The organism is Vibrio sp. TMPB1044 (assembly GCF_030442075.1).
Lineage (GTDB): Bacteria > Pseudomonadota > Gammaproteobacteria > Enterobacterales > Vibrionaceae > Vibrio > Vibrio satsumensis.
Genome location: NZ_JAUJED010000025.1, coordinates 53,699 through 75,063 on the forward strand (window position 1 = coordinate 53,699; position 21,365 = coordinate 75,063).

Consider the following 21,365-nt stretch of genomic DNA (forward strand, 5'->3'; position numbering starts at 1 on the left):
AGTCTCACTTTCAATGCTAGAGCCCACTTATTATCCACTCCGAACAAACCCTACATTCACCTGAGGACAACAAATATGAATAACTCAAAGCCTCTACCATCGTTCGGATTAGCACTAGCACCTATAGCCGTTATGTTTGCGTTGCTTGCTATTGGATACGGTGTTTTAGGACTTCGCATTGAAGTGCTACTACTGATTTCTGCAACTTTCACTGCATGCATTGCTTGGAAAATGGGCTATAACTGGGATGACATCATCAACGCCATTGTTGAGAAACTTGCTAAAGCCATGCCCGTCATTTTGATTTTAGTTTCCGTAGGCGGCCTCATTGCCAGTTGGATGATCAGCGGCACCATCCCATACATGGTTTACTGGGGGCTTAAAGTCATCAGTGCTGAATACATCCTGATCGCCGCATTCTTCGTAACTTCTATCGTCTCGGTATGTACTGGTACTTCATGGGGTTCTGCAGGTACGGTTGGTGTTGCATTGATGGGAGTTGCGGCAGGTTTAGACGTGTCACTTGCTGCCGCAGCGGGTGCTGTTGTATCTGGTGCTTACTTTGGCGACAAGATCTCGCCTCTTTCTGATTCCACAAACTTTGCACCTGTCGTTTCAGGCACCACACTGTACGAACACATTCAGCACATGCTTTACACAACACTACCGGGGTTTGTGATTGCTTCTGTTGTCTTCTTCTTTGCAGGACAAAGCGCTGATGTGGCAAACATTGGTCAGCCAGAGAAAGTAACGCAAATCCTTGCGGGGCTAGATAGCCTTTATAACTTCAGTATCTTCCTTATCATCCCACCAGTTATGATCCTATGGGGTGCATTAACTAAGAAACCCGTTCTACCACTAATGTTAGGAGCTTCAGCACTAGCGATTGTACTGGGAATGGTTCTACAAGGATTCTCTCTACAACAAGGCTTCCAAGCTTATGTCGACGGCTTCAATGTTTCATTGTTTGAAGCAAAAGGAACAGTGACTGATGGGCTAATCCCAGACGTATCAAAACTGCTTAACCGTGGTGGCCTGTTCTCAATGATGAGCACCATTCTACTGGTGTTCTGTGCCTTCTCTTTCGCTGGTATTTTAAGCCTGACGGGCGCGTTAAATGTGGTACTGGGTCGTTTCCTGCATCTTATCCACTCAACAGGACAGCTTATCGCATCAACAGTGATCGCGACTATTACCGTAGTTTTCACGACATCAGATGGCAAACTAGCTCTTCTTATTCCAGGTGAATTGTTCCAAAACGCTTACCGTAAAATGGGGCTAGATACTAAAAACCTATCAAGAACCATCGAAGACGCGGGCACGATTATTGAGCCACTGGTTCCTTGGACTGCTGCGGGTATTTACATGGCAAGCACACTAGGTGTAGCGACGCTAGATTACCTACCTTGGGCAATCCAATGTTACACCGGTGTCGTTTTCGCTCTGATTTATGGCTTCACTGGGTTTGGTATCGCCCCTGCAAAACCAGAACAGTCAGAAGACTCCGCAGAAACTTCTCTAGCTCACAGCATTAAGTAAGGCTCACATCCTATGAATTCTTTCGACAATACAATTAACCGCCGAAATACAGGGTCGGTAAAGTGGGACTTTATGGAGCAGAAGCTTGGCTTAGAAGGCTCCGAGTTGCTGCCTATGTGGGTGTCTGACTATGATTTCCAAGCACCTCAACAAGTATTAGATCGCTTAGCTCAAGATATTTCGCATGGTATTTTTGGTTACTCAGAACGTCAAGACGACTACTACCAAGCCGCGATTGATTGGTTTAAAAAACAACATAAAACAGAAATCAAACGAGAGTGGATCACCACGGTACACGGTGTTTTGCCCGGTATTGCTATGGCGTTGCAAATGCTCACACAAGTGAATGACCAAATCGTTATTCAAAGCCCGGGCTACGGTTCATTCCGTAAGATCATCGAACTAAATGATCGTAAGGTGTTGAACAACCCATTGATTGAATCAGAAGGTCATTACCAGCTTGATTTCGCACATTTGGAAGACTGCTTTGCGAGTGGAGCCAAAGCGTTGATTTTCTGCAACCCACACAACCCAACAGGCCGAGTATGGAGCGAACAAGAGATCCTGCAAGTTGCCGAGCTTTGCCAAAAACACGGTGTATGGCTAATCAGTGATGAAATTTGGAGCGACCTAGCGCTAGCATCCAACATATTCCATTCAACATTGAAACTACCAAGTTCGCTAACCGACAAACTTATTGTGGCGACTGCGGCCAGTAAAACTTTTGGCTTGTCATCATTAAGAATCTCTAACTTCATCATTCCAAATGCAGAATTGAAAGAGCAGTTTGTTCGCCGTTTAGATGCTCATGGCATGGATTGCTTCAACAACCTATCAATGTCCGCTGCGACCACGGCATATCAAGAGTGTGATACTTGGTTAGCGGACTTAAAGCAATATTTGCAAGGCAACATCGAAACGCTGCATGGATTCTTGAAAGCAGAACTACCTCATGTTCGCTTTGTAAAACCTCAAGCGACTTACCTCGCATGGCTTGACTGCCGAGCAATGGAAATAAGTGACACTGAGCTTGAGAAAAAACTCATTGCAGCCGGAATTGTACCGAGTATGGGTTGTGCCTTTGGAGAGGAAGGTTCTGGGTTTATCCGTTTGAACCTAGGGTGTCCTGCTGAAGTATTAAATGATGCATTGGTACGACTTAAGGCAGCATTAAACGCCAATTAATAGGCAATCAAATTACTTAATCCGATCAATACAACAAAGCCCAATAGGAAACACCTATTGGGCTTTCTCTACTTCTCAATTTTTATTTCAAGCAACTACCAATATTCAGCATGAGCCAAGCCTTTAACGCAATTCGATTTTTCACTTGTTACTTTAACTTCACCGCCAATCAACGACTGAGCCAACCAACCGTGAGGGAAACTCAATTTAAATGGCGCAGGGATCTGCTCAACGGTAATTTGCCCAAAGCCAACTTTGGAATAGTAACTAGGGTCACCGTATGTCACAGCAAGTTCAACGCCCTGCTCCTTAAGAACCTGTAAACCAAAGTTAATCAGCTTTTGGCCAATACCACGTTTTTGAACCTGAGTACTCACCGCTACTGGTGAAAGCAAATATGCCTTCGTTTAATCGTCAAATGAAAGTGGTGTAAAGATAATCGCGCCTATAATCGTGCTATCCGTATCTGACTCACTAGAATCATCTGCAGCAACAAAGCAAAGTAGCTCTGTCGAATCCGTGATCGTTAAAAGATCGTTGGCAAGCTTACCCACTGTTTTACCTTCGTTCTCGCCTTCTTAATCCGTAAAGGTTTGAGTAAAAAGGCGAGTGATAGTTTCGATCTCGCTTGAATCATATTGTCTAAATTTCATGGTGTTCTTCACTTAATGTACTTTCTTCAACACAAAAAAATGATAATCAAAATCACGCAGCCCAGAGCCTTGAGAACCTTCTGAAAGGTCACTCTTAGGTTTACTGTTATTGAAGAATTGTTTAATTTCATTGTCGCAATCTGTGAGCGCTTTAGAATTCGGCATCGTCGCTTTCAAAGCCTCGACTTGCTTTTGTAAAGGCAGGTAATAGGCGAGCCAACCGGCGTCGCTCATCGCGAAGTCATCCAATACTTGATAACCCTCTGCTTTTGCTTGTTTAATTCGCTCAGGTACCGTCGTCATGTCTGGGTATTCTTTCTGCCAGAATGCTTTGACTGGTTCGCTCGGGTTCTCGGTGTTCCACACCAAATCATTCACGACCAATATGCCGTCATCAGTAAGTAACTTTCGCCACTGTTTAAGTGCTTTCTGGACACCCATGATGTAGGCACTGCCTTCTGACCAGATCAGGTCGAACGACTTCGCTTCAAACGGTAAATCCATCATGCTTGCGCACACGGTTTGAACATTACTTTCTAAGCCAGATGCCTGTGCTTGCTGAGTCAGAATATCTAAACTAGGTTGATCGTTGTCTACCGCTGTTATCTGCACATCCGCTTGATGTTCTTTAATGGCTCTCGCTAACACAGTTGTTGCAATGCCCTTGCCACAACCAATCTCAAGTACCTGTTCCGGTGAACTAGGCACTTTGACCAATACCTCTAAGGTATCTTCAGCCGTTCCTGGTCCTAAGCGCTCTAAGCCCTCGAAGATGGCGCCAAAATCCGCCATATATTGTTCATGTTCATTCATGTCTTTCGATAACCACTTCAATCGCAGCGCCTGTTTCTCATCAAAACCCTGCTTAATTAACCAATCGAGGTGTGCATCTGGCGCAATTTTGTCCATCGACTCATGCCACTCTTCTAAGCCGCTCTCACCCAGCATTGCTGCTAATAAATCTCGTGAACGTTGTTTTTGCACAAGCTCTTCGTCCAGTTGCTTAAGACGATTTTCCAACAAGCCACGTTCTATCTTTGCATCTAAACAAGCTTGGCACTCTTTAAGCGTTAACCCGCCCGCTTGCAGCTGCTGTAACAAGCGAACACGCTGCAGATCCTTTTCAGAAAAAAGGCGATAACCATTACTCTGGCGTTGAGCTTCAATCAAACCTAGCTTGCCGTAATACAACAATGTGGAGCGACTCAGGCCAACAAGTTCAGCTAATTCAGATATGCGATACATGCACTTCTCCCTCATTTCTATCTATAAGGTAAACTATGAAGCTATAGTCAGGTCAATACGAAATTATACTTCATGCCCCTCTTTTCCTAGTTTCCCGCCCTTAAGCTCAAATTGGAAAGGTCTCTAAGTACCTATTTCAACCATAGAAGGCTAGTTACCAACATTACTCAACCAGACTTAGAAAAAGTAAGATATGAACTTGATGAAAGAAAAACAAACCATTCAAAAAACATACTTTTTACTAGCTAAGTGGATCTACTTCTAAATCGTTCAATAATTAACAAATGTTAACCAAGCGCTAAATAAAATCACCAGACGAATACATACAGGGAGCACCAATAACAAGTAAAAATCTCTTCGTAACTTTTTTAGAAAAAATCAAAATTTATTAGAAATTAACCCCTAATTTTACTGAGTAATTTGTTAGGCTTGGCAACAAATATTTACAATCCAAATAAAAACTAATTGGATAGCTAGAGGTTGTTTTTCTTGAATATGAAATTATTCGGCAGTTCCCTAATCCTTTCGGGAACTGCATTAGGGGCTGGTATGTTAGCCATCCCAATGGTGTTGGCCCAATTTGGGTTCATGATCAGCTCGGTGCTGATGCTACTTATCTTTATTGGCACCACCTACTCTGCACTTCTGCTGGCAGAAGCGTGTACAAAAACCAAAGACAACAGTGGAATGAGCAGTGTTGCTTACCTAACTCTGGGCAGCAAAGGGAAACATTTTATCAATGCACTCTTCTACCTGCTGTTGGTATGCATGCTCATCGCTTATATCTTGGGTGTTGGTGACATCATTCACAAGCTACTACTCGATGTTGGCGTAGACATATCTTCATCTGTTGCCTATACCATTTTCAGCCTATTGATGGGTGTGATTGTAGTATCGGGTAAATCCTACATCGACAAACTGAATCGCGGACTATTCATCTTGATGGTAGTCATGTTGTTTATTGTGATTGCTTCTCTATTTAGCAACATTCGTTTGGATTACCTAACTCAAACTAGCAACTACACAGCCAACGATGTCGTTCAATACAGTGCGGTTATCTTTACCAGTTTTGCCTCTATGGTGGTGATCCCATCACTGGTTATCTACAACCGAGAAGCGACTCAAAAGCAGATCCGCAATATGATTCTGCTAGGCTCGGTGATTCCACTAATCTGCTACCTAACTTGGTTGTTCGCGATTATCGGTAACCTTGGCACAGACGCCATCAGCCAATTCCACAACATTTCAGAGTTGATCTCTGCGTTTAGCGGACAGTCTGCTTGGTTAAAAGTAGTGATTGCTCTGTTCTCAGCACTGGCATTGGTGACCTCTTTCCTTGGCGTGTCTATGGCGCTGTATGACCAAAACAAAGACGCCGTCACCAACAATAAAGCGTTGGCTTATGCTCTAACCTTCATCTTACCTTTGGTATTAGCCGAGCTGTTCGCTAGCCAGTTTGTAAGCATGTTGGACTACGCAGGTATGGTGCTGGTGTTCCTAGCTATCTGGGGCCCACTCGCAATGGTAGTTAAAGTTCGTAGACCTGACTTCCCTCATCTACAAACTGAAGGCAGCTATACCGCAGCCGGTGGCGACACGGCATTGATGGCAACATTCGGCTTTGGGGCGTTGATTTTTATCTCTTGGTTTATGGGGTAGAGCTTATGGGTTAGCCCAAACATTGCTGATAAAAAAGCCCGTGAATCTTAGGATTCACGGGCTTTTTAGTTTTTTCTAAGGCGGCTCTAATCGAACCGCCGTTGGCTGTTTTTAAAAGGTTAACTCTTAAACGTATTCGAGAGCTCTTTCAGCGATGTTGCCAATTCAGCTTGTTCTTTCGCTGTCGCAGCAATTTGCGTTGCACCGGTCGTAGATTCTGTCGACTTCTGTTCGACTGCCACAACGTTCTGAGCAATATCTTGAGTCACTACCGCTTGCTCTTCGGTTGCAGTCGCAATCTGCTCTGTCATACTGAATATCTCGCTCACAGCGCCTGAAATATCTTGCAGCGTCTGCTCTACGCCTCGAGAATCCTCCACCGCTCTTGAAGACATCTTCTTGCTATTATCAATTACATTAAACGCAGTTTGTACATCTGATTGTAGAGAACTAATGAAGCCTTCAATCTCCAAGGTAGATTCTTGGGTACGTTGTGCCAAAGTACGTACTTCATCTGCAACCACGGCAAAACCACGGCCTTGTTCACCAGCACGTGCTGCTTCAATCGCTGCGTTTAGTGCGAGTAAGTTGGTTTGGTCAGCAACCGATTTAATCACATCAATCACGCTGTTAATGTTATTGCTACTTTCGTGTAGATGAGTGATTTTTTCAGCGAGGCCGTTAATCTCAGAAGCCAAGATCTCAATCGATTGGTAAGAGTGCTGAACCGTGCTCAAACCTGCTTGTGATTGTTCATTAGCCAATTTAGCTGAGCTTGCTGTTTGCTGAGTTTTAGCCGCGACCTCGTTCACCGTTGCCGATAGCTCCTCTGTTGCTGTCGCAATCAAACCAATTTGGTCTTGCTGCTCAACCAAGGTGTTGGAGTTGTATTGGCAAGTTTGCGCCGTCTCTTCAGCTGCAGAAGCAAGTGTCAAGCTAGACTGAGACAAGTTATCTATTACCTGAGAGAATTTCTCTAACGTTTCGTTGAGAGACGAAGAGATATGCCCTAGCTCACTCTCTCCTAAATACTTAGCTCTCACCGTTAGGTCATTATCATCACGAACAACAGAAAGTACTGAGGTTAGATTTTTTACTCGGAGCGTTAGGTCTGTAATCACTTTAAAGCTAACAAAGGTCGCAAAGAAAGTAATTGCAACAAATACCGCAATACTTGCAAACATCGCAGATTGAGCTTCACTCGCCTTGTTTTCAGTCAACGCGATAAGTGATTCAGCCAGTTGATTCTCCGTTTTCTTTAACTGAACAATACGAGCAGTTGATTGCGCGAACCAATACACAGGGTCTACATCAAAACCTCTCATTTTTGATTCAGCCACATCACGAAGCTTCTCGACTTCCGCGACCGAACGGTCATTTAATTGTTGTTGAAAGAAGCGAACGTTGTCTGGGTTACCCAGAACTTCAAAGTTCGAGAAATACGTGTTTTGCTGTGTCACCAAAGAGATGAACTTAACCAGCATACCTGGGCCAAACTCATTTTTAGAAAAAGTGTTATTTAGGACAGCACGCTCGATACCAGCTCGCTCTTTGCCTTGCAAGAAGTTGTAATAAGCGATGGTTTCCGTAGTGATGGTAGCATCGGAGCTTAACTCAGCAATTAAAGCTGATACGCTGAGCAGTTTTGCATTCAGTTTAGTGTAGTAACCTAAAGCCTCTGAAAGTGGGATCGACTGAGAATCAACACGATTACGAATAGACGTAATTTGATTTAGGCTTTGGCTGATTTCAGTGTTCAGACGGGAGATCTGGGGTAAGTCGATTTCTGCAGACTGCCAGTACTCAGCTCTCTGATTGCGTCTGTTATCCGCACTTGTTCTTTGCGCTCGCAGCTCACTAACAAACTTCGTACCTTGTGAGCCGATAAAACCTGCCGTCATACCGCGTTCTTTTTGTAGCTCATGTACAAGTTCGCTGTACACAACCGACAAACGAGTCAGTTGGTTTAATGACGACATTTCGCTGGTCGTTTCTACGCTTTTAGAAATCGTAGAAGCACTCAGCCATAGAAACCCTAAGATCGGTAAAATAAGCAAAGCGATGATTTTTTGCTTAAAAGACATATCGGTTAATTTCATTGTTATTTCCTAGCAGCTAACGAATCTTTATCTGTAATGTAATTAGACACACTTCTAAAACGGTGTACTTTTACTAAGATCATATAATCTTTAGTTTTATCAATTACCGTGCCATGTTATCGGCAATCGATAACGCTAGCATTTAACCTTACAAAATTCATTGGTTTATTTATAAATCTGTTAGCTATGCAACCTTATCGAACACAAAAACCGTGCAACAACATATTCCCGACACAAGTGACTGAAAAATGACGCTTTTTATTAATACTAAAGGGGTAGGGAAACACTCAGGTTCGGCTGATTACTCACTACATATTAAGCAGCAACTATGTATAATGCCGCCCCGAAAAGTTAACAATTCAATCAACTAAAAAGCATAACCTGAGGTATTTATGGACTGTCCAGCTTGCGAAGAACACATTGGATGGGAGTGGGTAGAAGAGGAAGCCATCGAGCCCAATGAAGAGTTCGACTGCCCTGAATGTGAAGCAACTTTGATGTACACCATCGACGAAGGCACCTATTACGGTGCGCAACATAAAACCGTCGAAGTTGTCGACGACTAGCCTTCATCAGACATTGAGAAATATTTCACCGTAGAAGCTGTCAAAGCTCGTCATAAATTGCATTCAATCAAGCGCCTTATGCACCAGTAAGGTGCAAGACCGGCAATTAAGTCGAGCAAAACATACCTTTACTGGAACGAACGTTCAGCATAAAATATTGAACATATGTTCAGACTAATGAAGTAGATGTTATGGCCAAGACCGCGAAGTTCGATAGACAGGATGTAGTAGATAAAGCAACGAACCTGTATTGGGAAAAAGGCTTTCATGCGACTTCTATGCGTAATCTGCAAGACGTGATAGATATGCGTCCGGGTAGCATCTACGCGACTTTTGGCAGCAAAGAAGGTTTGTTTAAAGAGACGCTGGCTCGCTATACCGAACTTGGCATTCTTAATTTGAACCGCTTCCGCAGTGAAACTGACTCACCAATCAAAGCGCTAGAAAACTTCGTAAAACGTGCGGTGGTTGAATCTAAACAAAGCGCGCCAAACGGCATGTGTATGTTGGCTAAAACGGTAGCCGAGCTGACCGATGAGCACGCAGAGCTATTAGCAGAAGCGAAGAAATCACTTAAGATCATGGAAGGCGAATTCGCCAAGTTGATTGCAGAAGCACAAGATCTTGGTGAGATCAGCAAAGAGCGCGAGCCGACTCAACTAGCTCGTCATGTTCAGGTTCAAATCGCAGGCCTGCGTACCTACGCGAAAACCTGTGACGACATCGATTTACTTAACTCAATGGTTGAAGACGTATTTAAGTATCATCCTTTCTAAAAGCTGAGCTTGTTTTAGAAGCCATACAAAAAGACTCCACTGTTAGCCAAATGCTAGAGCGGAGTCTTTTTAGTTTTGATCTACTTAACTTTATAGATGATTAACTTTAGTGTTTAAGGGTTATACCTTTCTCATGATCAGCGCCTGTGCATTAAGCATCGCCTCTTTGGTGCTGACATCTAAGGTTTTCACATTCGCAAAGCGCTCGACTTCCTTAATCGCCACGTCATGAGCAAAGATCACCAACCTCGCCCTTTCAATATCTTTAGGTGTGATGCGATTGCCTATCCCGCTGGCGCCCTGCGTTTCAACTTTTATTCTAACCCCGAGATGATGTGCCGCCTTTTCCAAAGACTTAGCCGCTAGGAAAGTGTGAGCAACACCAGACGGACAAGAAGTGATCGCGAGTACATCCGCTTGCCCTTCTTCGGTCACCGAACCACCCGCAAACTGATTAGAGCGAGCCTCACCTTCGACCACATTCTTTTTCAGCAATATTACGATTAAAGCCGTGGTAAGAGCCCCCGCGAGTGTGCCAATGATATAGCCAATCTTGCCATCCACAACAGGTAGAACAATCCAACCGCCCCATGGTGCATGGTTTACCACATGGAACATAAAACCAACTACGTTACCGACAATACCACCAGCCACAACTGCAGGTAGAACACGTGCAGGATCGGCAGCAGCAAATGGAATCGCACCTTCACTGATGCCGATCATTCCCATGATGCCTGCGGCTTTGCCGGCTTCGCGTTCGTCTCGTTTAAACTTCTTCGGCGATATAAAAGTCGCCAGAGCCATGCCCAGTGGTGGCGTACAAATCGCAATGCCAACGCCACCCATCAACCAAGGCTGGGTATTTACCTGCGTTTGAGCAAACAGCGTTGCGACCTTGTTGATTGGGCCACCCATATCAAAGGCCGTCATAGCGCCTAAAATACTGCCGAGCACCATTTTTCCAGAACCTGCCATACCCGTTAGCATTTGGTTCATCTCAAGCATTACTTGAGCTATCGGAGAGCCAATCACCCACATCACCGCGCCACAAGTGACGAAAGTGCCGACGAGTGGATAGATGAAGATAGAGCTCAACGAGATCATACTGTCTGGCAGTTTGATCTTCTTAAGTAGGTTAACCACAAAACCGGCAAAGAAACCGACCACAATCGCACCGAGGAAGCCGGTATTGTATTGATTCACCGCCACCCAAGAACCGATCATGCCCGGAGCTAAACCGGGTTTATCAGCCATTGAGTACGCGATGTAGCCGCCTAGAACGGCAGTAAACAGGGTTAAGCCTGCGATCCCCATCTGTGCGATGTCTGCTAACACACCACTTTCAGGCACAGCACCATGACCCGACATCATCACCGACAAAGACAGCAACACCCCACCCGCGACCACAAAGGGAATCATATGCGAGGTGCCGTATAACAAGTGTTCTTTGAGACGATTCAGAGACTGCGCCCAAGGACTGAGCGGCTCGACATACACTTCATGATAGCTAGAGGCATAGCTATCGAAAGAGTCAGAATTGACTTCGAGAAACAGTTCTTGAGCCTCTTCAACCGACTCCACTGCCTTTAATTTTGTAACAAAGCCATCTTCAATCAGTTTGGTAGAAATCTGTGCCAACACCTCGATATGATGGCCATCATTGTTGTCAGGCGAAGCGAGCATGAAGAACACATCAGACAGTTCACCACCGTCAGCACCATAATCTATGCCCGTTCGGCTGATGCCCACAGCAACAGCAGGCTTTGCAACGGCAGTACTTTTCGCATGTGGAATCGCAATACCATCATCAAAACCGGTATTACCAATAGCCTCACGCTTCCAGATATCATCAAGGAATTCACTTTTATTCGAGAGCTTACCAGCGCGATCGAGTAACTCGACTAGCTCTTCAAATACTGCCTGTTTTGAGTCTGCTTGCAAATCTAAGCAGATAATCTCGGGCTCGATAATGTTAGTGATATCCATGTTTTACTCTGCCTCGCCTGATTTCAGACTGAAGTAATTAGGTTCTTCCGACCTAAATTAAAATTCGATGTTAATAGGATGAAAAGATTAGCGGTGTGTCAGCGATCATCATATAGGACGAAAGGTGCATTAACTGGATTATTGTAACCAAGAACTCAGAGTGTGACGTCCACCTTAGAATAAAAAACGCCAATCCATAAAATCCACAGAACCCATAAACGTATCGCCCCTACTGTATGCTCCCGGTCTATACTGGGTTTTCCCATACGAGAGAGTAAAGTGGCGAGATTAAGCCGAGAATAATAATGAAAATTGTAGCGGTAACTGCGTGCCCTACAGGCATTGCGCACACCTATATGGCAGCTGATGCATTAAATAAAACAGCCCCTAAATTCAACGTTTCAATCAAGGTTGAAACACAAGGCGCTATGGGTATTGAAAACTTACTCTCTGCACAGGACATTAGCCTCGCAGACAAGGTGTTGATCGTCTCTGATATCGACATTGAACAACCAAGCCGCTTCGACCCTGCTAAAACCTTATTCATTCCTATGGAAGAGGTGCTGTTAAGCGTCGACAAGGTTTTTATTAAGCATTGTCGAGCTTAAACCTTTCATGAATGAATATCAGATTACCTTCTTCGTTGACGATCCTGCCGCGAACTCACACGTCGCGCAGCCACTTAGCCGCTTGGCTAAAAAATTCAAAAGTACCATCCGTATTATCAACATCACTCAAAACCGAACCGCCGATCTCTCCAAATCTGTCGCGATGTTACAAGTGGGTTTACTCCGAGGGGATTTGTGCCAGATTACCGCTGTGGGTATTGATGCAGAGCTGGCCTGTTTCGTTCTTAAAGACGTGATTGCCGAGCATTACGCTATGGTTGGTTCGCAAGTGAATCATGAGTTCTCCAAGGATCTAATCCAGCGCATGCCGCAGATATGTCCACCTTGTGAGATCAATTGGCATCATGCTAAAGCTCAAACCCAACTGACTAAATTTGAATGCCTAAAAGGGCTCGCTCATCTGGTGTATCCACAAGATCCGGATGAACTGATTCTGGCGTTTATTAAACGAGAAGAACGCTCCTCTACCTGCGTTTCACCGGGAATCGCGCTGCCACATGTGATGTTTGAATCGACTCAAGATCTCTCGATTGCGGTCATCGTCAGTGACGATCCGATTGATTGGGCATCACGTATCGGCGAAGTACACGTTGCTATCGCTTTAGTGCTTCCAACCAAGCCGCAACGAGAGCACATTGTGGCCGCCACTAACCTAACCAGAAACCTGCTTCACGATCAGGTCAATGAGCGTTTACAGAAGACCCGCAGCAGTGTCGATCTACAAGCCCTCTTGATGTACATCTCATCTCGCCTTATTTGATTCATCAAATAGCTTGGACTAGATAGATCCACGGTATTCGGTTGGGGTTTTTCCGGTTCGGTTTTTAAATACTCGGCAGAAGTAGTTCACATCTTTGAAGCCGCAACGAACCGACACTTCATTGAGCTTAAAGTTATACTTCTTAAGCATGAACTTAGCGCGGTCGACTCGGACACGAGTGATGTACTCGGCCAATGTCATATGGCCTTGTTGACGGAACATTCGCGACAAGTGGTTCGATGAAATGCTAAAGCGCGAGGCGATGCTGTCTCGGGTGATTTGGCGGTGGAAGTTCTCTTGAATGTAGATACAAATCCCCTGATACACATCCTGAACTCGGCTGTGAGATTTTTCGACAGGCGCATCCAACATCGTCTTACTGTATTGAAGTAGCGCTTGCAGCAATAACTCATCCATAGGCTGCTTGTTACTCTCCCTCGCGAGTGAGCTGAGCGCTTCTAGAATGTTATCAATCGCAAAGCCAGAGCGAGTCTGAATACTGTGCTTTTGAATATCGTAAAAACTCTCCTCACCTTTGCGTTTGCTCACCAAACTTAAACCCAGCTGACGACGACCAAACAACATACTTAACACTGAACAGTCAGTGTCCCAATTGGGTTTATTCCAACAGTTGGGTGGGATGAAAATCGCGTCTCCGGCTTTGGCTATAACGTTGGTGATCTTGCGGTCATGGCTTTCCATTTCATTAATATACTCTCCGTCTAGCACCAGCTCTAAGCGCGGAAAGTTCACCTGATAACTGCATGCTGAAGGTGTATGAAAATCTCCAGCAAACCAGATGTTATGAAACGGTTCTCGCTCATTTAACACAGACGAGATTAAGTCATGAAATATCATTATTCGAACTCTAGTGGGCAGCAATAAGGCTACGGGAATAGATATACCCCTTAGTGAAACATAGCGCTATTGAGCAAAATCACAATTTGAGATCTAGGTTACAAAAATCCAGTCATGGAAATAAATCTCCAGTCACAAATCTGATATAGCACGTACCCCCCCTGAGAACCCAACACGCTGCAGCCCTTATAAATAAAAGCCTAAGCCCCTCAAAATCGCTGTCAACAGTGACCGAAAAACGCACCACTAACCGATCAAAATCACACTCCATTTAGAACGCATCAATCATCCAGTAAATGCATTTTTTCTTCACTACAGAAGGTAAGCCGTAGATTCCAGAATACCCCTAACAAAATAAAAAAGAGTAGGGGTTCATTATGATCACAACATTGATCAATCAAGATTTGATTAAGCTTTCGCTTAGCGCTGATTCAAAAGAAGAAGTATTCAAAGAGCTGATAGACGTGCTTTATGCACAAGGTCGAATTTCAGACAAAGCACAGTTCCTTGCCGACATTAAAGCGCGAGAAGAGCAAGGTAATACCGGGTTTGAAGAAGGCATTGCTCTACCACACGCGAAAAGCAGCGCGGTTATCAAACCCGCCGTTGTTATCGGCGTCCACAAGCAGGGCATTGAGTACGGTGCCGATGACGGCCAGCCATCAAAACTGTTCTTTATGATTGCCTCTCCCGATGGCGGCGACAACCATCACATCGAAGTACTGGCAGAGCTTTCTTCAAAACTGATTGAAGAAGGTTTTATCGAAAACTTCATGAATGCTGACTCTGAACAAGCGGCGTTGGAACTGCTGCTTACCAAACCTGAACCATCAGCAACCGAAACAAACGTTGAGAAGCAAGGCTTCATCATTGGCGTGACTGGCTGTCCTGCTGGCGTTGCACACACTTATTTAGCAGCCGAAGCACTAGAGAAAGGCGCTGCGGCTCTTGGCTACGACATCAAGGTAGAGACCAACGGTTCTATCGGGGTTAAAAACAGCCCAACTCAAGAAGAAATCGAACGTGCGGACGCTATCGTTGTTGCTTGTGACAAACAAGTCGACATGGCTCGCTTTGCTGGAAAGCGCGTTATCAAAACCAACGTAAAAGCACCAATCAAAGACGCGCAAGGCTTGATTAAACAAGCACTCAACGCACCTAGCTACCAAGCCGAACAAACGCCGACCAATCAATCTGTTGTAGAGAAAGCATCACAAGCGCGTTCTGACCTTTATCGTTACTTGATGAATGGCGTCTCACACATGATTCCATTCGTGGTGACTGGCGGCCTTTTGATTGCCTTAGCATTGGCGATTGGCGGCGAACCAAGTGAATCCGGTATGGCAATTCCTGCTGGTAGCATGTGGAACCAAATTCTAGAAGTCGGTGTGGTTGCGTTCACCCTGATGATCCCAATCTTGGCTGGCTACATTGCTTACGCGATTGCAGACCGCCCTGCCTTAACTCCAGGTTTGATTGGCGGTTGGATTGCCAACAACGGTTCTTTCTACGGTGCTGATGCAGGTACAGGCTTCATTGGCGCAATCATCGCCGGCCTATTGGTTGGTTACTTCGTTAAGTGGATTACCTCGTTTAACTACCACAAATTCGTTCAACCGCTTGTGCCTATCATGATCGCTCCGATCACTGGCTCTCTATTCATCGCGGGTCTGTTCATCTTTGTTATCGGCGCGCCTATCGCTGGACTGATGGATGCTCTTACTGCACTACTAACCAGCATGAGCACAGGCAACGTGGTGCTGCTTGGTATTGTCCTTGGTGGTATGGCCGGCTTTGATATGGGCGGTCCATTCAACAAGGTGGCGTTCCTATTCTCGGTCGGCATGATTGCCAGCGGTCAAACTCAGTTCATGGGTGCAATGGCGTGTGCTATCCCTGTCGCTCCACTAGGCATGGCTATCGCAACCAGACTTGGCCGTAAGTTCGACCTGTTCGAATCTTCTGAAATCGAAGCGGGTAAAGCAGCAGGTGCGATGGGCTTGGTGGGTATCTCTGAAGGTGCGATTCCTTTCGCGGCTCAAGACCCAATGTCGGTTATCCCTGCCAACGTACTTGGTTCAATGACTGCAGCGGTTATGGCGTTCTCATTCGGCATCACCAACAGTGTTGCTCACGGTGGTCCAGTAGTCGCTCTGCTTGGCGCAATGAACTACCCAATGCTGGCACTTCTGTGCATGGCATCAGGGGCGGGCGTGACTGCGGTTACTTGTATCGCGCTTAAAAATCTACGTAAAGCCAAGCTAACAGCAGCAGCGGCTTAAGCCATTTCAACTCCAATGGCTTGAGCCCTTCGACTCTACTGTTTTTAGTAGTTAATAGTTTTTTACTAACGAATAGAGCTCAAGCCATGTTTCCCTTCATGGTGATTTCGATGTCTGATTTTTCTTTAGCGAACGACTCGTTCGCACAACGCTTTTTCTACCCTATGACTAACGTCATTCAAAACTACGCATGGGGTAGCCCGTCTTCATTCAGCCAACTGTTTGGTATTGATAACCAGTCTGGTGAGCCGCAAGCAGAGATCTGGATGGGCGCTCACCCGAATGGTTGCTCGATGGTGACCGACAATGGTCAGCAAACCACGTTGTCGAACTTGATTTCTAAGAATCTAAACCTGTTTCTAAGCGAGAAAGTCGCGAGTCGTTTTGGCGAGCTACCATACCTTTTTAAGGTGTTAGCGGCTGAAAAAGCACTGTCTGTACAAGTACACCCAAACAAACAACAAGCTGAATCTGGGTATGCTCTAGAAGAGCAGCAAGGCATTCCGATGACAGCTGGTAACCGTAATTACAAAGATGCCAATCACAAACCAGAACTGGTGTATGCCCTAACCGACTACACGGCGATGAATGGTTTTAGATCAATCAGCGAGATCCTTGAGCACTTCCATTACCTCGATATTCCAGAGCTGCACTCGATGGTTAACGATCTCGCGGGCGACCAAACCCCCAATGGCTTAGCATGCTTTTTTGCGAGCTTATTGTCTTTAGAAGGCGAGCAAAAAGGAATGGCACTTACCATGTTGATCATGAAGGCTAAGCTTTCAGATAAACATGTATTCCAATTGATTTCAGAACTGGAAGCTCAATACCCAGGTGATGTCGGCTTGTTCGCTCCACTGCTATTGAATGTGATTACCCTAAAGCCAGGGCAAGCCATGTATCTGGATGCCGAAACGCCCCACGCTTACATCAAAGGTACAGGCTTAGAAATCATGGCGAACTCAGACAATGTGTTGCGTGCAGGGCTGACGCCTAAATACATGGACGTAAATGAACTGGTTTCTTGTACTCGATTTAATGAAAAGCCCGCGGATAGATTACTGCTAAGCCCGATAGAGCAAGGTGATGTGATGGAATACCAAATTCCAGTCGAAGATTTTAAGTTCTCTATCGTGCAGAATTCTCATCAGAGAAAAATCACCACCGAAGGTGCCGAGATCCTACTACCACTTGATGAATCCATGGTGCTAACCCATCAATGTGGTGAAACCTGCGTAATAGAGAAAGGCCAATCGGTGTTCATTCCAGCTTACGCAGAGAGCTACAAACTGGATTGCGTTGGACGCGTAGCGCGCGCTTACAGTTAACTCTCTCACAACTAAGTACACACTCTTCATGCCCTGCTTTTGCGGGGCATTTTTGTTTCTATAGCTTTTGTTTTCCTAGAGCTTTTTTGTCCCTACAGCTCTTTTATTCCTAACGAAAATTATTTCAACACCGAAATACACCATCAAATATGACTCACCTCACATTGGATGAATGATGCAAATCACACTTAATTTTGCTTGGTACAAATGTACAGTGAAGGGCTTTTATTTGCTATTTCGCGAATCGGGTTAATCCATTAATTTTAATTCAAGAACTTCAATAGTGAATGAGTTAATAAATGATCACACAGCTAACTAACGTCAACTTAATTAATAACAACCTTCAAGCGAATAATAAAAAAGAACTGTTTGAAGAATTGGCAGGCATGTTATTTGAGAACAACCGAATCAGCAATAAAGAAGCCTTCTTGGCAGACATCGAAATTCGTGAATCTCAAAGCATTACCTCGATGGACGGCATCGCTTACCCACACTCGAAAAGTAAGTCAGTAACAGAGCCTGCGATTGCTGTCGGTGTAAAGCGTGAAGGCATTGAATATGGCGATGAAGACGGCATTAATCCAACCGTGTTTTTTATGATTGCCTCACCAGATAACGGTGCTGACCATCATATTTATGTACTACAAGAACTATTTGGAAAATTCAGTGATGAATTTATTCAAGATATCCATAACGCAAAAGACGAACAGCAAATCCTTAATATTTTAATTAATTCATAAGGCGTAGAAAATTATGAGCACCCTAACAACTCAAGCTACGAATACCAATAATAAAAACAGTAGTAGCGACTTTAAAAAAATCCTTAGTACCATGAAAGGTCACCTGCTTTTCGGTACATCACACATGCTGCCTTTCATCGTAGCCGGTGGTGTTCTGTTGGCTTTAGCGGTAATGGCATCAGGTAAAGGTGCAGTACCAGCAGACGGTTTGCTGGCAGACATCTCTAATATCGGTATCAAAGGCCTTGTTCTTTTCCCAATCATTCTTGGCGGCTTTATTGGTTACTCAATTGCAGATAAACCAGCACTAGCGCCAGCGATGATATCTTCTGGCATCATGGCTGATATGGGCGGCGGCTTCCTTGGCTGTATCGTGGCTGGCTTTATCGCCGGTGGCGTGGTGTTCCAACTTAAGAAGATCCCACTTTCTGCGAACATGACGGCGCTAGGTGCGTACTTCATCTACCCGCTTCTAGGCACGTTAATCTCTGCAGGTATCGTACTATGGGGCATCGGCGAGCCAATCAAACTGTTCATGTCTTCAATGAACGAGTTCCTAGCTTCAATGGCGGGCGCATCTAAGATGGTTCTGGGCACAATCCTTGGCGGTATGACAGCGTTTGATATGGGCGGCCCTATCAACAAAGTCGCGACCCTATTTGCTCAAACTCAAGTAGACACGCAACCTTGGCTAATGGGCGGTGTAGGCATCGCGATTTGTACTCCACCTCTAGGTATGGCTCTGGCGACGTTCCTATTCAAAAACAAGTTCTCTAAACAAGAGCAAGAAGCAGGTAAAGCAGCAGCAATCATGGGTTCTATCGGTATCTCTGAGGGTGCTATCCCGTTCGCAGCAAATGACCCAATGCGCGTACTTCCTTCAATCGTTGCCGGTGGTATCGTGGGCTGTGTATTCGGCTTCATGACAGACGTTCTACTGCACGCTCCGTGGGGCGGCCTAATCACTGCGCCTGTATCAAGCAACATTCCAATGTACGTCGTCGGTATTGCACTTGGCTCGCTAACCACAGCCGTTATCGTAGGCTTCTGGAAACCGGTAGCGGTAGAAACAGAAGAAGACATGGTTGAAGCACCAGTACAAGCTCAAGCAGCTCCTGTAGCAGGCGAAGGCGAGTACGACATCGTAGCAGTTACATGTTGCCCTTCTGGTGTTGCACACACCTTCATGGCAGCGAAAGCACTAGAGAAAGCAGGCTTAGCCGCAGGCCTTAAGATTAAGGTAGAAACTCAAGGTCAAAACGGTATTCAGAACCGCATCACTGACCTAGATGTAGCGAACGCAAGACTGGTTATCTTGGCTCACGATATTCAAGTGAAAGACGCACACCGATTTGCCAATGCGAACGTGATTGAGTGTTCAACGAAGGAAGCAATGAAGAGAGCTGCAACTATGGTGGCTATCTAAAGCCAAAAGCTATCTAAAAGAATCAATAAATTAGTGAATGCTCACTATTGATAAAGTAACTACCCCCTACTAAGAAAAATCCCCATTCGTTTTGTCAACGAATGGGGATTTTTATTTTTACTAGCTCAAACCTTCCGTCATTTTACGGCCTAATATCAAGGCTAAACGTGTTTAAATAGCGCTCTAGCCTAACTGAATAAAAGTCTGATAATTCTTCGTCTTCTTCATCATGACAATCGGTACAAGTGTCCTTAGGATCAAATTCTTCATGGGGAAGATGACACTCAACGCACTCCATCTCTTCGCTCTCTTTGTGCTTTAGATTATGCTGACTCCCTTCGAGGTGGCCAAAATCATCATGACACTCCACGCAGCTGTTATATTCAAACTCAAGATCGTCAGAAGGCTCTTCGTCTAGATGGCACTGCCCCGCACATGTTTCATCCTTTAGGTGAATATTCGCAAGATTATGCTCATCTGGATTAGGTAAATCCTCAGCGACCACCAGTGCGCATACTCCAGCAAGTAACACACCAATTAAATATTTAGTCATACTCATAAAACTGGCTCCTTCTTACTGATGCGACTTAAACTCTTTCTCACGCAGAATAGCTTCATGGCAGGTTGCACATAACCCAATGCGAAACTTCTTACTGATACCGATAATCGGGTCTGAATCGCGATGTAAATTATGACAATTGGAACATGTCAATTGGGTGGCATGTACATCGTGAGTCCACTCACTGGCCCTCAAGCTTTCAGGAGAATGACAGGCGATACACTTTTGGTTCTGCTCGAAAATTGGCAAGTCGATATGATCATCGAATGGAATAACACTCACCACATCAGAATCTTTGGGGTGAGAACCTTTTCTGCCATGACAAGCTGTGCAGTTGTTGTAAAACTCGGTACTGGCATGTGCTCCTACAGAAGCGATGGCATCAATATTTTTAAGCAGACGCTTTTTTTTATGGCACCGTATACAACGCTTATTTTCCTTTACTAAAATCTGCATTTCCGCTTCATTGGTAATTTGGCTAGAAAACGGTTTTACATTATGAGAAGCGGAATCCTGAACTGTTGACTCAGAACAGAGCGATAGCGGCATAAAGAATATACTCAACGTGGTCAACACAAATAAATAAGAAACATATTGAGTAACTGTTTTGACCATAATAGTACTCTTCTGTGAAGAAATGATTTGAGCCGATTATTTCGACACAAATCATTTCAGTTAGTTACGAGTGTTATACTTATTTAAACTCAAGGTTTAACACACCACGATGGTATATGTGATTAATTTGAGAGTTATCAAAAACCGCAACACCAAATGGATATGATTGGCTCAAATCGTTAAATTGCACATCTTGCGTTTCTGCATTTTCACCCGTAGTTACAAGCTTACGCTTCATTTCCAGAGTCCAAACACCCGCTTTCCAAATTGCACCGACTTCGATATCACCACGGGAACCGGTAAATGGCTTACCTGTTAGCCCTGGAATTCGGTCTAACTTATTGTAGTCAGTTGTAAACGGCTTCTTCTCTGAGTCTAAAATAAGTAATGTTTCATTGGTTAAGTTATCTGATACATATGCTGGCTGGCCGTCTTTTACGTTATTAACGTAGCCCCCCCC

Annotated in this window: 18 protein-coding genes and 1 pseudogene; 11 read left to right on the forward strand and 8 right to left on the reverse strand. The window is 44.8% G+C overall.

Annotated elements, in window-relative coordinates:
* Window positions 1-75 precede the first annotated feature (75 nt).
* Both nhaC and QQ041_RS18340 read left to right on the forward strand, forming a co-directional pair.
* Window positions 76-1,539, forward strand: a complete 1,464-nt coding sequence (nhaC, locus tag QQ041_RS18335) for a Na+/H+ antiporter NhaC (RefSeq protein ID WP_285954720.1) — start codon at window positions 76-78, stop codon at window positions 1,537-1,539.
* Window positions 1,540-1,551: 12 nt separating this feature from the next.
* Window positions 1,552-2,724: a MalY/PatB family protein gene (locus tag QQ041_RS18340; protein WP_285954721.1), complete on the forward strand. Its 1,173-nt coding sequence runs from the start codon at window positions 1,552-1,554 to the stop codon at window positions 2,722-2,724.
* A gap of 95 nt (window positions 2,725-2,819) precedes the next feature.
* Here QQ041_RS18340 and QQ041_RS18345 read toward each other — a convergent pair.
* Window positions 2,820-3,278 (reverse strand): annotated as a pseudogene (locus QQ041_RS18345) (GNAT family N-acetyltransferase).
* Window positions 3,279-3,389: 111 nt separating this feature from the next.
* Window positions 3,390-4,622: a MerR family transcriptional regulator gene (locus QQ041_RS18350; RefSeq protein ID WP_285954722.1), complete on the reverse strand. Its 1,233-nt coding sequence runs from the start codon at window positions 4,620-4,622 to the stop codon at window positions 3,390-3,392.
* A 495-nt stretch (window positions 4,623-5,117) separates the two neighbouring features.
* On the opposite strand from QQ041_RS18350, the gene QQ041_RS18355 reads away from it, so the two are divergent.
* Window positions 5,118-6,281, forward strand: coding sequence for an amino acid permease (locus tag QQ041_RS18355; protein WP_285954846.1), 1,164 nt, complete (start codon window positions 5,118-5,120; stop codon window positions 6,279-6,281).
* A 119-nt stretch (window positions 6,282-6,400) separates the two neighbouring features.
* Here the strand turns inward: QQ041_RS18355 and QQ041_RS18360 are convergent, their stop codons facing one another.
* Window positions 6,401-8,380 (reverse strand): methyl-accepting chemotaxis protein, encoded by a 1,980-nt coding sequence (locus tag QQ041_RS18360; RefSeq protein WP_146490323.1) that lies wholly within the window; start codon window positions 8,378-8,380, stop codon window positions 6,401-6,403.
* A 392-nt stretch (window positions 8,381-8,772) separates the two neighbouring features.
* Here QQ041_RS18360 and QQ041_RS18365 point away from each other — a divergent pair, with 392 nt between their 5' ends.
* Window positions 8,773-8,946 (forward strand): hypothetical protein, encoded by a 174-nt coding sequence (locus tag QQ041_RS18365; protein WP_186728027.1) that lies wholly within the window; start codon window positions 8,773-8,775, stop codon window positions 8,944-8,946.
* Between the two features lie 191 nt (window positions 8,947-9,137).
* The gene (locus tag QQ041_RS18370) at window positions 9,138-9,722 is read left to right on the forward strand and encodes a TetR/AcrR family transcriptional regulator (RefSeq protein WP_146490322.1); all 585 of its coding nucleotides are present in this window, start codon (window positions 9,138-9,140) and stop codon (window positions 9,720-9,722) included.
* Between the two features lie 120 nt (window positions 9,723-9,842).
* On the opposite strand, the gene QQ041_RS18375 is transcribed toward QQ041_RS18370, so the two are convergent.
* Complete coding sequence (locus QQ041_RS18375; protein WP_285954723.1) at window positions 9,843-11,708, reverse strand: fructose-specific PTS transporter subunit EIIC; 1,866 nt, start codon at window positions 11,706-11,708, stop codon at window positions 9,843-9,845.
* A gap of 305 nt (window positions 11,709-12,013) precedes the next feature.
* On the opposite strand from QQ041_RS18375, the gene QQ041_RS18380 reads away from it, so the two are divergent.
* Both QQ041_RS18380 and QQ041_RS18385 read left to right on the forward strand, forming a co-directional pair.
* Window positions 12,014-12,316 (forward strand): PTS fructose transporter subunit IIB, encoded by a 303-nt coding sequence (locus QQ041_RS18380; protein ID WP_146490320.1) that lies wholly within the window; start codon window positions 12,014-12,016, stop codon window positions 12,314-12,316.
* A 7-nt stretch (window positions 12,317-12,323) separates the two neighbouring features.
* Window positions 12,324-13,097 (forward strand): PTS sugar transporter subunit IIA, encoded by a 774-nt coding sequence (locus tag QQ041_RS18385; protein ID WP_146490319.1) that lies wholly within the window; start codon window positions 12,324-12,326, stop codon window positions 13,095-13,097.
* A gap of 18 nt (window positions 13,098-13,115) precedes the next feature.
* Here QQ041_RS18385 and QQ041_RS18390 read toward each other — a convergent pair whose 3' ends face one another.
* Entirely contained in the window at window positions 13,116-13,955 is an 840-nt protein-coding gene (locus tag QQ041_RS18390; RefSeq protein ID WP_285954724.1) for a helix-turn-helix transcriptional regulator, read from the reverse strand.
* Between the two features lie 377 nt (window positions 13,956-14,332).
* Between QQ041_RS18390 and QQ041_RS18395 the strand changes: the two genes are divergently transcribed.
* From QQ041_RS18395 to QQ041_RS18410, 4 genes are all read left to right on the forward strand, one after another.
* Window positions 14,333-16,237 carry a fructose-specific PTS transporter subunit EIIC gene (locus QQ041_RS18395; RefSeq protein ID WP_239718464.1) on the forward strand — a complete coding sequence of 635 codons (1,905 nt, stop codon included), beginning with the start codon at window positions 14,333-14,335 and terminating at the stop codon, window positions 16,235-16,237.
* A gap of 110 nt (window positions 16,238-16,347) precedes the next feature.
* A complete protein-coding gene (gene manA / locus QQ041_RS18400; protein ID WP_285954725.1) occupies window positions 16,348-17,565 on the forward strand; it encodes a mannose-6-phosphate isomerase, class I in 1,218 nt (405 codons plus the stop codon).
* 299 nt (window positions 17,566-17,864) lie between these two features.
* Entirely contained in the window at window positions 17,865-18,305 is a 441-nt protein-coding gene (locus tag QQ041_RS18405) for a PTS sugar transporter subunit IIA (protein ID WP_285954726.1), read from the forward strand.
* Between the two features lie 13 nt (window positions 18,306-18,318).
* Window positions 18,319-19,731, forward strand: a complete 1,413-nt coding sequence (locus tag QQ041_RS18410; RefSeq protein WP_285954727.1) for a fructose-specific PTS transporter subunit EIIC — start codon at window positions 18,319-18,321, stop codon at window positions 19,729-19,731.
* Between the two features lie 142 nt (window positions 19,732-19,873).
* Here QQ041_RS18410 and QQ041_RS18415 read toward each other — a convergent pair whose 3' ends face one another.
* The 3 genes from QQ041_RS18415 to QQ041_RS18425 all read right to left on the reverse strand — a co-directional run.
* Complete coding sequence (locus tag QQ041_RS18415; RefSeq protein ID WP_285954728.1) at window positions 19,874-20,290, reverse strand: cytochrome c3 family protein; 417 nt, start codon at window positions 20,288-20,290, stop codon at window positions 19,874-19,876.
* 15 nt (window positions 20,291-20,305) lie between these two features.
* The gene (locus QQ041_RS18420) at window positions 20,306-20,905 is read right to left on the reverse strand and encodes a cytochrome C (RefSeq protein ID WP_285954729.1); all 600 of its coding nucleotides are present in this window, start codon (window positions 20,903-20,905) and stop codon (window positions 20,306-20,308) included.
* 79 nt (window positions 20,906-20,984) lie between these two features.
* A partial coding sequence (locus QQ041_RS18425; RefSeq protein WP_285954730.1) for an ethylbenzene dehydrogenase-related protein occupies window positions 20,985-21,365 on the reverse strand: 381 nt, incomplete at its 5' end.